At 48.9% G+C, this 14,794-nt stretch carries 12 protein-coding genes; 3 read left to right on the top strand and 9 right to left on the bottom strand.

Annotation, left to right across the window (positions count from 1 at the left end):
* Positions 1 to 254: 254 nt before the first annotated feature.
* The 3 genes from recJ to EJO50_RS08840 all read right to left on the bottom strand — a co-directional run bounded on the left by recJ (position 255) and on the right by EJO50_RS08840 (position 4,359).
* On the bottom strand, positions 255 to 1,943 hold the full coding sequence (gene recJ, locus EJO50_RS08830) for a single-stranded-DNA-specific exonuclease RecJ (protein WP_125973419.1): 1,689 nt from the start codon (positions 1,941 to 1,943) through the stop codon (positions 255 to 257).
* A 353-nt stretch (positions 1,944 to 2,296) separates the two neighbouring features.
* Entirely contained in the window at positions 2,297 to 3,295 is a 999-nt protein-coding gene (locus EJO50_RS08835) for a hypothetical protein (protein WP_125973421.1), read from the bottom strand.
* Between the two features lie 215 nt (positions 3,296 to 3,510).
* Positions 3,511 to 4,359 carry a PA4780 family RIO1-like protein kinase gene (locus EJO50_RS08840; RefSeq protein WP_125973423.1) on the bottom strand — a complete coding sequence of 283 codons (849 nt, stop codon included), beginning with the start codon at positions 4,357 to 4,359 and terminating at the stop codon, positions 3,511 to 3,513.
* Between the two features lie 241 nt (positions 4,360 to 4,600).
* On the opposite strand from EJO50_RS08840, the gene EJO50_RS08845 reads away from it, so the two are divergent.
* Positions 4,601 to 5,068: a NanQ anomerase/TabA/YiaL family protein gene (locus EJO50_RS08845; RefSeq protein WP_125973425.1), complete on the top strand. Its 468-nt coding sequence runs from the start codon at positions 4,601 to 4,603 to the stop codon at positions 5,066 to 5,068.
* Positions 5,069 to 5,411: 343 nt separating this feature from the next.
* On the opposite strand, the gene EJO50_RS08850 is transcribed toward EJO50_RS08845, so the two are convergent.
* The 3 genes from EJO50_RS08850 to EJO50_RS08860 form a co-directional block, all read right to left on the bottom strand.
* A complete protein-coding gene (locus tag EJO50_RS08850; protein ID WP_125973426.1) occupies positions 5,412 to 5,990 on the bottom strand; it encodes a hypothetical protein in 579 nt (192 codons plus the stop codon).
* Positions 5,991 to 6,097: 107 nt separating this feature from the next.
* Complete coding sequence (locus EJO50_RS08855; protein WP_125973428.1) at positions 6,098 to 6,550, bottom strand: LEA/WHy family protein; 453 nt, start codon at positions 6,548 to 6,550, stop codon at positions 6,098 to 6,100.
* The gene (locus tag EJO50_RS08860) at positions 6,543 to 6,950 is read right to left on the bottom strand and encodes an acyl-CoA thioesterase (RefSeq protein ID WP_233702016.1); all 408 of its coding nucleotides are present in this window, start codon (positions 6,948 to 6,950) and stop codon (positions 6,543 to 6,545) included. The genes EJO50_RS08855 and EJO50_RS08860 overlap by 8 nt, the downstream gene beginning before the upstream one ends.
* A 75-nt stretch (positions 6,951 to 7,025) precedes the next feature.
* Here EJO50_RS08860 and EJO50_RS08865 point away from each other — a divergent pair, with 75 nt between their 5' ends.
* Both EJO50_RS08865 and mutY read left to right on the top strand, forming a co-directional pair.
* Positions 7,026 to 9,347, top strand: coding sequence for an AsmA family protein (locus tag EJO50_RS08865; RefSeq protein WP_164521465.1), 2,322 nt, complete (start codon positions 7,026 to 7,028; stop codon positions 9,345 to 9,347).
* A complete protein-coding gene (mutY, locus tag EJO50_RS08870; protein WP_125973434.1) occupies positions 9,344 to 10,378 on the top strand; it encodes an A/G-specific adenine glycosylase in 1,035 nt (344 codons plus the stop codon). The genes EJO50_RS08865 and mutY overlap by 4 nt, the downstream gene beginning before the upstream one ends.
* Positions 10,379 to 10,411: 33 nt before the next feature.
* On the opposite strand, the gene EJO50_RS08875 is transcribed toward mutY, so the two are convergent.
* The 3 genes from EJO50_RS08875 to EJO50_RS08885 all read right to left on the bottom strand — a co-directional run bounded on the left by EJO50_RS08875 (position 10,412) and on the right by EJO50_RS08885 (position 14,754).
* Positions 10,412 to 12,205, bottom strand: coding sequence for a carbon starvation CstA family protein (locus EJO50_RS08875; protein ID WP_125973436.1), 1,794 nt, complete (start codon positions 12,203 to 12,205; stop codon positions 10,412 to 10,414).
* A 126-nt stretch (positions 12,206 to 12,331) separates the two neighbouring features.
* On the bottom strand, positions 12,332 to 13,051 hold the full coding sequence (btsR, locus tag EJO50_RS08880; protein WP_233702018.1) for a two-component system response regulator BtsR: 720 nt from the start codon (positions 13,049 to 13,051) through the stop codon (positions 12,332 to 12,334).
* A gap of 14 nt (positions 13,052 to 13,065) precedes the next feature.
* Positions 13,066 to 14,754: a sensor histidine kinase gene (locus EJO50_RS08885; RefSeq protein ID WP_125973438.1), complete on the bottom strand. Its 1,689-nt coding sequence runs from the start codon at positions 14,752 to 14,754 to the stop codon at positions 13,066 to 13,068.
* Positions 14,755 to 14,794: the final 40 nt, after the last annotated feature.

A 14,794-nucleotide genomic window follows, 5' to 3' on the forward strand; every position in this document is an offset into this window, starting at 1 on the left:
AGGGAATCATTGAAGGGTAGCAATCAGCGCATAAGCATAAAAACCAGCCCCTGCAAGGCGACTGGCGGCTGACCGAATAACCCTCCAACCTTGAAATACAGAAACAGCAGAGCACACGAAGTTTTACGGAAAAAACCTCATTGTATTTTTTCCATGCCCCTTCGCATTCTTTCTTCTCTTTCATGGCTTAAGATTTGGAGTTTGGTGTGGGATATTACTTCACTGGCATCGCTTACTAGTTCAATACCGAACCGCTACCCGCTCACATGCTCGATTTGCAGCTGCACTACGCGGTTGCCACGAAATTCGTTTACGCCGATACGATACACGGCCATGATTTTGGGCGGCAGCGGATCGGCATGACCAAAGCGCATGGCATCCAGCACCAGGCCGTGCGGATTGGCGAGTTTCAGTTTTAAGTGGCGCTCGCCCACCAGCCGCTGCTCGACCACGGTGAATTCGCCCTGAAACACCGGCGCGGGAAAGCCTTGGCCCCAGACTTGCGTATCCAGCTTTTCGGCCACTTCCAGCGCAAAAAGCTCGGTAGACAACTCGCCATCGGTTTCAATTTTTCGCTCCAGCGTACCCGCATCCATCAGCTCATGACACACCAACTCGAACGCAGTTTTAAAGCGCGCAAAGTCGGCTTGGCGCAGGCTTAGGCCCGCCGCCATCGCGTGGCCGCCAAATTTGAGGATTAAATCGGGGTGGCGTTTGGATGCCAAATCCAGCGCATCGCGCAGATGCAAGCCGGGGATAGAGCGGCCCGAGCCTTTGATTTCATCATCGTTGCCATCAGCAAACACGATGGTTGGGCGATGAAAGCGATCTTTCATTCTGGAGGCTACAATTCCCACCACGCCCTGATGCCAGTCACCCTGATACAGGCTGATGCTGTAAGCGTCTTCCACAGCAATGTCTGCCAGAATGGCTTCGGCCTCGGCGCGCATGCCCACTTCAATCTCGCGCCGCTCGCGGTTCATGCCATCCAGCTCTTTAGCCAGTGGCGTGGCGGCCGCTTCTGAATCGGCCAACAGGCAGGCAATCCCTAAGCTCATATCGTCCAGACGCCCCGCCGCATTCAGCCTTGGCCCCAGCGTAAAGCCCAGATCAAAACAGGATGCTTTGTAAGGCAAACGCCCCGCAGCTGTAAACAAAGCCAGCACACCGGCACTGGCCCGCCCTGCCCGCATGCGCTTTAAGCCCTGCTCCACCAGAATGCGATTATTGCCATCGAGGCGCACCACATCGGCCACCGTGCCCAGCGCCACCAAATCCAGCAGCGTGGCCAGATTTGGCTCTTTGATACCTGCAAAAACCTGCCGCTCGCGCAGCTCGGCCCGCAGCGCCATCAGCACATAAAACATCACCCCCACACCGGCCAGATTTTTACTGGCAAAGGTACAGCCCGGCTGATTGGGGTTCACAATCAACGTGGCGGGCAGCTCGTCCCCCGGCAGATGGTGATCGGTAATCAGCACATCAATACCGAGAGCCTGCGCTGCAGCCACGCCCGCCACGCTGGCAATGCCGTTATCCACAGTTAAAATTAAATCGGGTGATTTCTGCGCTGCCAGCTCAACGATTTCCGGGGTTAAGCCATAGCCATATTCAAAGCGATTAGGCACCACAAAATCAACCACCGCGCCCAGCATCGCCAGGCCCCGCATCCCCACCGCGCAAGCCGTTGCACCATCGGCATCGTAATCAGCCACGATCAGAATACGCTCTTTGGCGGCAATCGCATCTGCCAGGCGCTTGCCTGCCTCAATGATGTTTTTTAAACCATGAAAAGGCAGCAGGTGGGCCAATTCGTGCTCTAGCTCGGAGCGGCTAGCAATGCCGCGAGCCGCGTACAAACGGGCTTCTAGCGGGGATAAGCCTTGCTCGCAAAGCAAAGATTCGGCGGCAGACGGAACAATTCGGGGGGAAATAATGGTCATGGCTGACTCAAAGTGACAAATATAAAACTTCTAAAACAAACTTCTGTGGACACAGAAAAAGTAGAGGAAAAGCGAAGGGTATACCACGGTGCTTTTTGAACTGAACCACGGCGTCATCCCCGAGTGTGTTTATCAAAAATGACAACTTTAACTTTTTGAGAGTCAAACCAGGACACAAAAAGGAATCGATAGTAAATCCCTAAGTTTCTCTCCGTGTAACTCTGCGCCCTCTGGGGTCGAAGTGGTTCAAGATTTGGGTTTTTGTGCATACATGAGTAGTGACAAATACTTAAACCCTTACGATTTTCTCTGTGTGCTCTTCATGTGCTTTGTGCCTACAGATCTTTTTAGCGCTACAAAAAATCCCAAGGCAGCTTCGGTTTTTGCCAGATTTTCCAGCGTAAAGATCGGTTGGTTTGCAGGGCGAGGCCCAAATCCGGGAAAGTGATCGCCAGCGATTGACGCTTGCCGGATTTTAGGTCTGCCAAGAGAGGTGCAAACCAGTTTTTTTCCAAAGCCAGCCAGCCCTCCCGCCAATCATGAGCATTACCGTAGCAAGCCCCGAGGCGCAGATGATCAAGCATCACCAGCGCATCACCAACAGGCAAGCCATCCGCATTTGCGGGTAGAGGCAGCGCGTCCGAGCCGCCAAGCTGCATGCTGCCGCGCAGCAACAAATCATTTGTATAAACAGGAATTTCCGGCACAACAGGTGTATCTGTAACAGGATAATAGGACCCCCCCCAAAGCCAGAGGCTGTTGATCGTTTGCGCATCCGGACGCTTGTCATTCACAGCATGGGTATAGAGGTACATCTGAATTTCATTGAGCACTCGATGCCACTTCAGCTCATCCGTGCCCTTAGGCAAAAGCGTATTGATATCTCGGCCAATGGCTGCATCAAGTGATGTCCATGTCAGCTGAGGATCGCATGGCAGGCGCAGATACCAGCGCGTAGGACTGGCCACTACAAACTGCATGCCGTCTTCGCCAAACACACTATTTAAACCCGCTACCAGCGCCTCAGCCTCTGCCTGGCTAATTTGAAAATGCTGTGCATCAAACAGTAATAAGCCATCCCGCTCGATTTTAAGATGCACCGGATCGGCACGCAGCCAAAAACCGGCCTGTGCCACCGGAAAATCCACTCCCAAACTTAAAGCTGCTGCCGGCAACGTATCCATACCCAGACACCCGGCCAGCCAGGACTCCACGCTTTGCGTGTGCGCAGGTGCCCGCTTTCCGCGCCCGCAAAGCAGAGCCAGAGCAGGCAAAGCTAAGCCCGTAGTGATAAACCGGCACTGGTCAGCATCGGGCCAGTCGGCATAAGAAACAAGTAAATGAAGTGACATAGAGAAAATTTTACAGGAGAGTTTGCATAAGACGTAAAAACAGAGGTTGCTTCATCTAGCCAGGCGTCGCAACTACAAAGAAACTTCAGCCCGGGGAAAACACAGTCTGGGCATACTTTTACGCCCAGGCATTGATTACTACCTTCTGTGGGCACAATAAAACCCGTACCTGCCCTGCATTTATTGACTGGATATTTAAAGACAGCAGCTTTAGATTAGTCTTCTTCCAGCTGAAAGCGGCGGCGGTTGAGCTCTTCTTCTTTCACACTATCGATTTCACGCATCAAGCCACGTACATCGGCTTTTTTCTCGCTACGGCGGGCGCGGCCAGTCAGCACCACATCCGGGTGCAGCTCGCCTTTTTCGTAGTGGCTCCAGATCTCGAAAGCGTAATCGGTATTCAGTAACTCCGGCGCAAACTGGCCAAAATAAGTGGCCAGATTACCCACATCGCGCTCCAGCATGCTAAACGCACTGTTGTTGCCTGCAGCATCCACAGCCTGTGGCAAGTCGATAATCACCGGGCCATCGGCATCGACCAGGATATTGTATTCGGATAAATCACCATGAATCACACCGGCGCAAAGCATTAATACCACCTGTTTAATCAGCATGGCGTGAAATTTCAAAGCAACTTCGGGGCTTAGCACAACATCATTTAATCGTGGGGCAGCGTGGCCTGCAGCATCAGTCACCAGCTCCATTAAGAGCACGCCTTCAAAGCAGTTATAAGGCTGAGGCACACGCACGCCTGCTGCGGCTAAACGGTGCAAAGCGTCTACTTCGGCCGTTTGCCACACTTCTTCTGCCATTTTTCGGCCATAACGGCTGCCTTTTTCCATGGCACGGGCATCGCGCGAGCCACGAACTTTACGGCCTTCCTGATAAGCCGCATTCTGTTTAAAGCTACGCTGATTCGCTTCTTTGTAAACCTTGGCGCAGCGAACATCGTCACCACAGCGCACTACGTAAACCACGGCTTCTTTGCCACTCATCAGCTGGCGGAGTACTTCATCAACAAGTCCATTCTGAACAAGCGGTTCTAATCTTTTTGGGGTTTTCATTTTCCAAAGTCCGGTATAAGCAAACAGCAGTGTGCCTTATGCCATAAATTTGCTTTTAGCGCAAAGATCGGGGCTAAAAAGGTTTTTTAATGAAGCACATATCCAACAATGAGTTGACACAAAACATACAGCAGCTAAAAGATTATGCCAGCGTTCAGCACGCTTGCAATCAACCATATTCCTATTTGGGCTCGGGGCGCTCGGATATAATGTAAATATCCAATAAAACAACGAGAACACCATGTATCTGGGTTATTTGCACCAAGCCAATCTACCCCTGCCCGCAGCCATAGAAACAGCCCTGGATTATCTGCGCGTTACGGATTTTTCCGGTATGGAGAGCGGCCGCTATCCGATCAATGGTGATCTGATGTTTGCACTGATACAAACACCACAGACCCAGGCATGGGAAAGTGGCAAGCCCGAGTTCCATTCCCGCTACATTGATATCCAGTATTTGTTTGAAGGCGAAGAGCTGATCGGCTATGCCCCGCCCAATAAGACTCTGTTAAAAACCCATGATCAGCTAAAAGAAAGAGATATTGCCTTTGTAGCCCCTATAACCGGCGAATCCAGGCTTTATCTCACCCCCGGCATGTTTGCCATTTTTTACCCCGGCGAATTACATAAGCCCTGCCGGGCAAGTAATCAGCCAATGATTATCAAAAAAGTAGTTATCAAGATTGCTAAAACGCTTATCAGCGATTAACGGTCAGAAGCTCCAGACGGAGCGTAAACTATCTGTATTCACGCTCTGCTCACAGATTCATTCTTTTAAAGACAATCCAGCAACCAGATATAAATCAAACGGTTAGCTTTAAAGAATCAAACCTGCTCGTTACTACACCCAACCATAATATCTAATGATGAAAGGCCAGCACATACCATCAGCTACTGCCCACACTTTGCCAGTTTTTATTGCTGCCGGTGAAGCGCTCACCGATATGATCCGTGCTGATGGCGGTCAGTATTGCCAGTGGTGCGGCCGCCTGCTTGCATCACGGCGCAACACCAGCAGAGTTAGAAACCGTCATGATGCTCTATGCACAGGCTTAATGCCCGCTTGGCTCTTTGGCGGAAGGGGCCTCGGGTTTGCCTGCGTTACTATTTTGCTTGATGCATTCTTTCCAGGCGGTGCTTCCTTTTCCACCCCCTGCAGGCAAGACACAATCACCGCCACCAAACTTTACATAGCCCCCACCGGCAGGCTTAATATCTGCGCCTTCTTTAGATGCGTCACCATGAGCAGCAGGTTCGCTACCTCCACCAGCCCTGGCACCACCACGGCGCTCCAGATCCTCAACTTTCACTTCAAGTTCTTCTACCTCAATTTTTTTTTCTTTTACTTCTTTTTTCAGCTCGGATATTTTTTCTTCCAACTCTTTACGCGTTTCAATGGTTTCTTCAAAAGAAATTTTTAAACGCGCAATTTGCTCTATATATTGAGCCCTTTCAAAATTACGCTTAGTCATACCAATAGCAATGCCAATAATCAGCACAAGCAGAAAACCAAAAAAACCACCTGCAATAATTAGCTTTAAGCGGTTTTTTTGCATAAAAGAAGGGCTGGGTGAGCCGTGAAGTTCATCCTCAACATGAGAACTGGCATGTGCTGCAGCATGATCGCTCATTGTATTATTTCCATTATCCGGTTTCATCATTTCTACGCGGACGGGAATCCGGCATTGATAAAAGAGCCCCGACACACACCCAGAAATAATAATTTAATCAACACTATTCAGGGTAAATTTACTTCTCCCTGTCGCTCAAAGCTTACACCATCAGGACGTAATGGCAGAAAAAGCTTACCTATTATACGATAGGCGATTGGCTTGCCACTTGCTTGCATGGCATTAAATTGCTGCATAAATATACTTAGAGATGTGGTGATATGAAGCTTTATCAGAGCTGATCCTAACTTGGGCAAAGTAACTACTTCGCTGGAAACCCCTTCGGCAAAATGCTTGCCGTTTACATCCATACTTAACTGCACCCCCTTAATATCCAGCGATACATTATTTGGATTAGTAAGGCGCAGGCTCAGTACAAAACGCTGCTCCAGCAAGCCTATTTCAGCCACACTCAAACCGGCAAGACTTACACTTGGTTTTTCAAAAGAGTTATACAAACTGGAGCAGCCGGCAAGCAAAATACCCAGTAATAGTAAAATCCTTCCTGCCCATTTATACATTCATCATCTCTTGCAAACGGCAGCCCAACTCACCATTTAAAGGCATTGCACCGGGCGTGCCGGCATGGATCACGGCAATGGTTACATCGGCTTCTGCCACCAGTTTTGCATTATCGGCCCGCACAATGCGCTGATGAATAATTCCCTCTTTTTCAGTCAAATGAACCATACGGGTTTCTATTTTTAATACATCACCCATCGTGGCAGGACGCTTATAGCGAATATCAATTCGACTAATCACTAAGGCCAGCTTTTCGCGGGTAAACCACTCCAAGCCCCCGCTCTCATCCACCAAAGCCCAACGAGCTTCTTCTAAAAATTCTAAATAACGCGCGTTATTAACATGACCGTATAAATCCAGATGATAGCCGCGAACCTTGATTTCAGTGGCTTGAGCCATGTTTTTCTCCCGTGTGTGAAAATTTTTAACAATCTTAACTTTGAAATTAATCCATGTCTTCGGGATAATCCCCGCATGCATCGTCCTACTATAGATTGGCGACACTCTCGCCCCTTCCGTATTTGCCTGCTTTTGCTCGTCATGCTTGTGGCGTTGCTTGGCACGGTACCCTATTTTATTTCTTTTGATCTGATCAAAAGCGGGCTTTCCATCATGCTGGAAAAAGACACCAAACGGCAGCTCAGCATACGTGGAGATGCCCGTTTTGTCCTGTTGCCTCAACCCGCACTACTTTTAGATGATGTCACGCTGACCGAGCCTGGCGAAACAACAATTTTCTCGCATGCAGATCGTGTGCGAATTGAATTGAGCCCATGGCCATTACTTATTGGTAAGGGAAAAATCAAAGCACTCGATTTTGAAAAACCCGCACTCAATGTCATACGCCGCGAAGATGGTACATATAATTTTGAAGACTTGCTTACTCCAAAATCACATACCAAAGAGCTAAGTTTCTCGCTCGACACCGTTCATTTTACCGAAGCTTCGTTTAAGCTTTCCGATGAATTTTTAGGTGAGAGCCTGCGTCTGTCACGGCTTAATCTCACCATGAAAAACTTATCCGACCCCAAAGCCGGGCATCTTGATCTGGATGGCATGCTGCTGATTGGTGACAACGGCAGGCCGGTGCAATGGCAGGGCGCACTCAGTGCCAGCGCAGCCATGCGCTACCATGAGGCAGACCATCGTTTGCTGGTCGCTGACTTACTACTGGAATTAGAGCAAAAAGGAGGCAGCTCGCCCGAGCTGCGCTTACAGAATGTAAAGGTAAGCACGGTGGGTAATCTGGTCTATGGCTGGCAGCCGCTACGTTTTAAAGGTGGTGAGCTTAAACTCAATATATCCGGACAGCGCGCAGGACAGCACTGGAAGGGCGAGCTGGATGTGCCTGAAATTCTGCTATCCAAAGAAGCAGTTAATTTGAACCATTTGAAATTAAATGTAGATATGCAAAGCCCCAGCGGGCAACTGAGTGCAAAAGCGACGATCCCGAATCTTACAGGCCTGAAACAGGGTCTGCTGCGCACCGAAACAGCCAGCTTCGAAGTAAAACTTCATAGTCCGGAACAAAACCTGGCACTCACTTTTGCCAGCCCGCTGGAATTACTCAATGGCAGTATTGCAAGGTTACCTGCTTATCGCCTTACCGGAACCTACACCAACCGCAATTTACCAAGGGGCGCGATTGGCCTGGATCTGAATGGCGCAGGGGCGCTCAATTTACAAGCAGAATCACTAAGCCTGAGCAGCCAAGGGCAGCTGGATAAATCACCGGTAAAAGCACAAATCGAAGTAACAGACTTTGTGCGCCCCCATTACGCGGTGGATGTTGACCTTAATAAGCTTGATTTATCGCCCTATCTGCCTGTAGTTGCTGCAGGAGCAAAAACAGTTAATCCGGATAAGCCTTTTGATTTCTGGTGGCTTGATAATCTGGATGCCAGCGGCAAGCTTAAAATTGGCGAGCTGGCAATGCAAAAACTGCATATTAACAATATATCGCTGGAATTTGCCGCAAAAAACCGCAAGCTTAACCTGGAGCCTTTAGCTGCAACACTCTACGGAGGCCAGCTTACAGGCAGCCTGAAGGTGGATGCCAGCAAAAAAACGCCCTCGTTCCGTATACAGCAAAAACTTGCCAATATGAATATCAATGCACTGCTTACCGATGTTATCGATAACAGCCGCTTTGAGGGCCGTGGCCATCTGGATTTAGATGTGGCCGCGGTAGGAAACCAGCTCAGCCATTTACGCCGGACTGCAGGCGGTAATGTCAGATTGCTACTGAATCAGGGAGCGGTCAGGGGGATTGACCTGGAAGCCTTGCTGCGCACCGCCAGCCGCCAGATCAGCCTGATGAATGGTGAAACCAGCCCTTCACTCAATCTTGATGCAAAAACCTCTTTTAGCGAGCTGCGCTCCACGCTCACGCTGAAGCATGGTGTCGCCAGCAATAGTGATCTGGCTGTTACCGCAGGCATACTTAGACTTACTGGTGGTGGTACTCTGGATTTAAACAGCAATGCCATTGATTACAATATGAATGCCAGCGCAAACCCTAAGGTACCTGCGCTCAAGGGTTTATCAGGCCTCAGCTTACCTATCAAGCTGACCGGTGCCCTAAGCGCCCCCGAATACCATATCGATTACGCCAGCCTGAAAGAGCAGATTCTGCTCAAGCAAAAGACCGCATCTGAAGCCCAGGCTCCCGTAAGTAAAGCACCGGCACAAAAAGCAGCGCAGCCCCGCAAAGCTGCAGGGCTCAAAGCTGCCGCAGGCACAAAAGCCACGGCTAAAAAAACCACCTCCCCAAAGGCAGAAAAACCCCATAAATGAGCGATTTTTCCCGGCGTTTAATCGCTTGGCAAGCCATACATGGCCGCCACAATCTGCCCTGGCAGGTGTCTGATCCTTACCGCGTCTGGCTGAGCGAAATTATGCTGCAGCAAACGCAGGTCACCACCGTCATCCCTTATTACCAGCAGTTTCTGGGGCATTTCCCCGATGTAGCCAGCCTGGCCGCAGCCAGCCCGGACGATGTACTGGCCCGATGGAGCGGCCTTGGCTACTACAGCCGCGCCCGCAATCTGCATAAAGCCGCAAAAATGGTGATGGAGCGCTTTAATGGCCAGTTTCCACGCACGCCGACACTGCTGGCCGAGCTACCCGGCGTGGGGCCATCTACGGCAGCGGCCATTGCAGCATTTAGCTTTGGTGAGCAAGCCGCCATTTTAGATGGCAATGTAAAACGCGTACTGGCCCGATGGGCTGGCATTAACGGCTATCCAGGCACCAAGGTAATTGAAAGAGAGCTGTGGCAACTCGCAACAAACCTGCTGCCCGATCATGGCATTGAGCGCTACACCCAGAGCCTGATGGATTTAGGCGCCACCATTTGCACGCCCAAAAAACCAGCCTGCATGGCTTGCCCGGTGCAGGCTGATTGCATCGCCCGCCAGCAAGGCCGGCAAGCCGAGCTGCCCACGCCTAAGCCAAGAAAAGTATCACCAGAGCGACAAACCGTGCTGATGATGGTGGAGAAGAGCGGCAAAATCCTGCTGGAGCGCCGCCCGCCCAGTGGTATCTGGGGAGGCTTGTGGAGCCTGCCGGAAGCCTCCTCCACGCTAGAGGCCAGCCAGGCCTGCCAACAGCGCTTTGGCTTAAATGTAGAGTTTGATAATGCAGAGGAAGATTTTGTCCATGTTTTCACCCATTTTCGCCTCACCATCACTCCCCTGCCCGGCAGCGTCATCAGCCAGACAGCCCTCGCCCATGAAGATCATTTGGGCTGGTTTAGCCAAGCAGAAGCCCTTCAGCTAGGCCTGCCCACCCCAATACGAAAGCTGATCGCTTCCAGACGTGGCTAAGCCCGGCATGCCGGGCTTTTTTTCTTATTTAATTTACGCTGTTTTTAACTCTAAACGGCGAAGACTGCCTAGCATTTCTTTCCATTTGATCAGTGCAGAAATCAATATCGCTACACCAAGACACATCATTGCAATGGAAATCAGGCCATTAAAAATATTATATCCTTTAGATACAGGGTTAAAATACACATGTTCTATCATCCAGTAGCCCGCATAATTAACGGTTACAAATAAATATGCCAAAGGAATCAAACAAGTCAGCATATAGCTACGATTTTTACTTAAACGTAAAATAATTGTTGCACCAATAATCAATCCAATAGATGCCATCAATTGATTAGATACACCAAACAACGCCCATACCGAATTAATATCGCCTGAATTCAATAAATAGCCCCACAGCGAACAAGCTACAATCGATGTACCAATTGCACCGGGCATCCAATCTGTCCGTTTTAATGGCGTCCAGAAGTCACCCAGGAAATCCTGTAATAAATAACGGGCAACACGGGTGCCAGAATCAATCGCAGTCAGAATAAATACAGCTTCAAACATCACCATAAATTGAAAGAAATAGGAAGCCAGCTTATTTAGTAAAGGAATACGGGTAAAAATATCAGTCATCCCAACAGCCAGAGTAACAGCTCCACCGGTACGCCCGTGCAAATCAAGACCAATGGCAGAGCTTAAAGCCGGTAAATTAATGACATCCATACCCAAAGTCTTGAATACCTCAGGGCTGGAGTTAATAGCAAAATAATCGGCAGGATGTAATGAAGTTGCAGCAATTAAAGCCATCACCCCAATCATACATTCGGCCAGCATAGCGCCAAAACCGACCGGCAGAATATCACTCCATTTATCAATTTGCTTAGGTGTCGTACCTGAGCCAATAAAGGCATGAAAGCCTGATATTGCACCACAGGCAATTGTAATTGAAATAAATGGCCACACTGGTCCGGCCAATACGGGGCCACCGCCATGAATAAATTCGGTTACGGCTGGGAACTGAATTTGTGGATTAACAAACACCACACCCACAATAAGTAAGCCAAATACACCAATCTTCATAAAGCTGGATAAAGCGGCTCTGGGCGTAAGCAGCAGCCACACAGGCAGCGCGGTTGCAAAAAAGGCATATACCGGTAAAACCAAAGAAACGGTTTTAGCATTCAGTGAAAACCATTCACCCAGAAATGTATTCTGAATATAGGGGCCTGCAAATACACAGGCCATAATGGCAACCACGCCAAGATAAGAGGCATTTTTCATATTCCCCGTAACGCGCTCCCATAAGCCAATACAAATCGCGATGGGAATGGTCATAAAGACCGCAAATGCACCCCAGGGATTACGCTCCAGAGCATGCACCACCACCATCGATAAACCGGCCATGGTAATGGTGATAATAAACATCATAGCAAGGCCCGTACACCAGCCAGCTACCGGCCCAAGCTCTTCCTTAGCGACTTCAGACAGTGATTTACCCTGATGCGACATCGAAGCAAACAGCACCACCGTATCATGCACCGCGCCACCAATTACACAGCCTATCAGCAGCCATAAAAAGCCTGGTAAATAGCCATACTGAGCAGCCAGTACCGGCCCTACCAGCGGCCCGGCAGCAGCAATTGCTGCAAAATGCCCGCCAAATGTGACCCATTTTTTGGTCGGCAAATAATCTTTCCCGTCTTTAAACTCATGCGCGGGTGTCGTATCTTCATCATTGATATTAAGTACTTTACGTACAAAAAATACACCGTAAAACCGATAGCAAATCATCAGAATACAGAGTGTGCTAATCACAAAAGTGAGTGCATGATCCATAACAGTACCGCTCCTGGAAAGAATTCCATCACTGTACGGAACCGCACCTGTATACGGCTTGCTATTGTCATTAAGCGGCAGCCTGCCGTTGTAAGCGGTAAGGCAGAAGAGTTAAGCGGTGACAGCCTAGCTATCAATCCCCAGGGCATCTTTTAGTACTTTCAGATAGCGCCGGCTTACCGGAATACGCTGTTGGGATCGAGTAAGAATTTCGGCAGCTCCATTTTCAGAAAATACAATTTCTGAAATTCGCTCTGGGTTCACCAAGTACTGGCGGTGGCAGCGCAATAAAACTGTTTTAAGTTCCAATGTTTTCAGCGTGAGCACAGTAAAATGCTCCTGAGCGTCCTGCCCAACCAGATAAACACCGCTTAATTTCGAGCATGCATATTCCACTTCCGCAGTGGGCATCAGACAAATCCGATTATGCCCGTGGCAAGGTAGCTGATTTAATACCGGCGTAAGTGCCGCAATATTTTGCGGTAAACGCACTTTATGCAACCGCTCCAGAGTTTTGCTCAAACGTGCGGCTTCAACCGGCTTAAGTAAATAATCAAAGGCGTGCTCTTCAAATGCCCTCAGCGCAAACTCATCAAATGCAGTCACAAAAACAATATGCGGCAAGCACTCGGGGTCCAGCATAGCCACCAGTTCCAGGCCATTAATCTTTGGCATCTGAATATCCAGAAAAATAATATCCGGATGCCAGCGATGAATGCCTGCCATGGCATCAATGGCATTAGCCGCTTCGCCAACAATCTCAATCTGGGTATCTGCTGCCAGCAAAGCACGCAACTCATCTCTGGCTAAAGGTTCATCATCAATAATCAGGGCAGTTAACATCATAATTTCAGACCAAGTTAAACATTATGCACCGGTAAGTGCAGGCTAATCCGAGTGTATTTTTCAAAAACACAATGCACGGAAACGCCATATTCTGCACCATAAATAGCTTTAATTCGCCGGTCAACCAGCTTCATTCCTAATCCTTCTGAATGAATTTCAGCGGGATAAAGCCCTGCATTATCCTCAATATGCAATGCCAATTCCTCCCTGTTTTGTTCTGCATAAATGCGAATATGACCCTGATCAAATAATTGAGATGTACCGTGTTTTATGGCGTTTTCCACCACAGGCTGCAAAGAGAAAGCCGGTAATTTAGCCTGTAAAATCGCTTCGCTCAGATCAATATCTACCTTTAAATGATCGGAAAAACGTGCAAGTTCAATTTGCAGATAGGCATTCACATGCTCAATTTCATCCGCCAGCGTAACTTCATCTAGCGAGCGCTTCAGGTTTTTACGGAAAAAAACGGACAGATACTGGATCAGTTTTCTGGCTCTGTCCGGATCATTTCGGATCACCGCACTAATGGTATTAAGCGCGTTAAATAAAAAATGAGGATTAACCTGTGCATGTAACAGCTTTACTTCTGTTTGCGCTAACAACAGCTGCTGGGCCTCTATCCGGCCGGATAAAATCTGCGTAGACAATAAACGTGCAATACCCTCACCCAAAGTACGATTTAATCTTAAAAACAACTTACCACTATTTTCATATAATTTAATTGTTCCAATCACCTGCCCATCCTCGCCCCATAAAGGAATCACCAAGGTAGAGCCCAACGGACAGCGTGGGCTAATCGAGCAAATATAGGGCACTTCATTACCATCGGCATATACCACCCGATTATCGCGGATAGCCGCAAAAGTATGCTCCGAAGTAATAGGAGAGCCTGGCAAATGATGATCAGCACCACTACCAATAAAAGCCAAAACTTTATTTCGATCGGTAATTGAAACGGCACTGACACTCAGCTCTTCCAAGATGATCTTTGCCACTTTAAGAGTGTTGTCTTCATCAAATCCGGCACGTAAAGCCCCCTCACTTCTGGCGGCAATCTGTAGCACTTTGGCGGAAAATGCGTTCGAGTACTTCTCAAGCATCTCGCGCCTGTCCAGTAATATACGCATAAACATCGCCGAGCCCAGCGTATTGGCAATCATCATGGGAATGCCGATATTTTCTACCAGGGCAAGCGATTTAGAAAAAGGCTGGGCCACCGCGAGGATAATCAGCATCTGCATGATTTCTGCAATCAGCGCAACCGATGCCACCAGAAAAGGCTTGAATAATAAATCGACCCGCCCTCGTTTCATTAAGTAGCGATGTACCATGCCACTTAACAGCCCTTCGCTGATAGTAGAAATCATGCAAGCCAGCGCTGTTGGCCCGCCCAGCAAATAGCGGTGCAAACCACCGGTAAAGCCAATCGCCAGCCCCACCGCAGGCCCACCAAGTAAGCCACCTAACACCGCACCAATCGCCCTGGTATTGGCAATCGAGCCTAATATATTCAGCCCTAAATAAGTGCCAAGCACACAAAATATAGAAAAAACTGCATAGCAGGTCAGCTTATGCGGTAAGCGAATAGTGACCTGCATTAAGGGGGTAAACAGGGGAGTTTTCGACAATAAATAGGCGATCAGCAAATACACGCACATTTGCTGCAACAACAATAAAATCAGATTTAACTGCTCGGTAAGCATGGTGCAGGCTTGGCTTATGCAAAAAATGGATTATAGCGCT

The organism is Iodobacter ciconiae (genome assembly GCF_003952345.1).
In the GTDB taxonomy this organism is placed as follows: Bacteria; Pseudomonadota; Gammaproteobacteria; order Burkholderiales; family Chitinibacteraceae; genus Iodobacter; species Iodobacter ciconiae.

Coding starts and splice junctions, on each gene's coding strand:
- mutY (WP_125973434.1), top strand. CDS start 9,344: ATGAGCGATTTTTCCCGGCGTTTAATCGCTTGGCAAGCCATACATGGC.
- EJO50_RS08835 (WP_125973421.1), bottom strand. CDS start 3,295: ATGTCACTTCATTTACTTGTTTCTTATGCCGACTGGCCCGATGCTGAC.
- EJO50_RS08840 (WP_125973423.1), bottom strand. CDS start 4,359: ATGAAAACCCCAAAAAGATTAGAACCGCTTGTTCAGAATGGACTTGTT.
- EJO50_RS08885 (WP_125973438.1), bottom strand. CDS start 14,754: ATGCTTACCGAGCAGTTAAATCTGATTTTATTGTTGTTGCAGCAAATG.
- recJ (WP_125973419.1), bottom strand. CDS start 1,943: ATGACCATTATTTCCCCCCGAATTGTTCCGTCTGCCGCCGAATCTTTG.
- EJO50_RS08860 (WP_233702016.1), bottom strand. CDS start 6,950: ATGGCTCAAGCCACTGAAATCAAGGTTCGCGGCTATCATCTGGATTTA.
- EJO50_RS08875 (WP_125973436.1), bottom strand. CDS start 12,205: ATGGATCATGCACTCACTTTTGTGATTAGCACACTCTGTATTCTGATG.
- EJO50_RS08850 (WP_125973426.1), bottom strand. CDS start 5,990: ATGAGCGATCATGCTGCAGCACATGCCAGTTCTCATGTTGAGGATGAA.
- EJO50_RS08845 (WP_125973425.1), top strand. CDS start 4,601: ATGTATCTGGGTTATTTGCACCAAGCCAATCTACCCCTGCCCGCAGCC.
- EJO50_RS08865 (WP_164521465.1), top strand. CDS start 7,026: ATGCATCGTCCTACTATAGATTGGCGACACTCTCGCCCCTTCCGTATT.
- btsR (WP_233702018.1), bottom strand. CDS start 13,051: ATGATGTTAACTGCCCTGATTATTGATGATGAACCTTTAGCCAGAGAT.
- EJO50_RS08855 (WP_125973428.1), bottom strand. CDS start 6,550: ATGTATAAATGGGCAGGAAGGATTTTACTATTACTGGGTATTTTGCTT.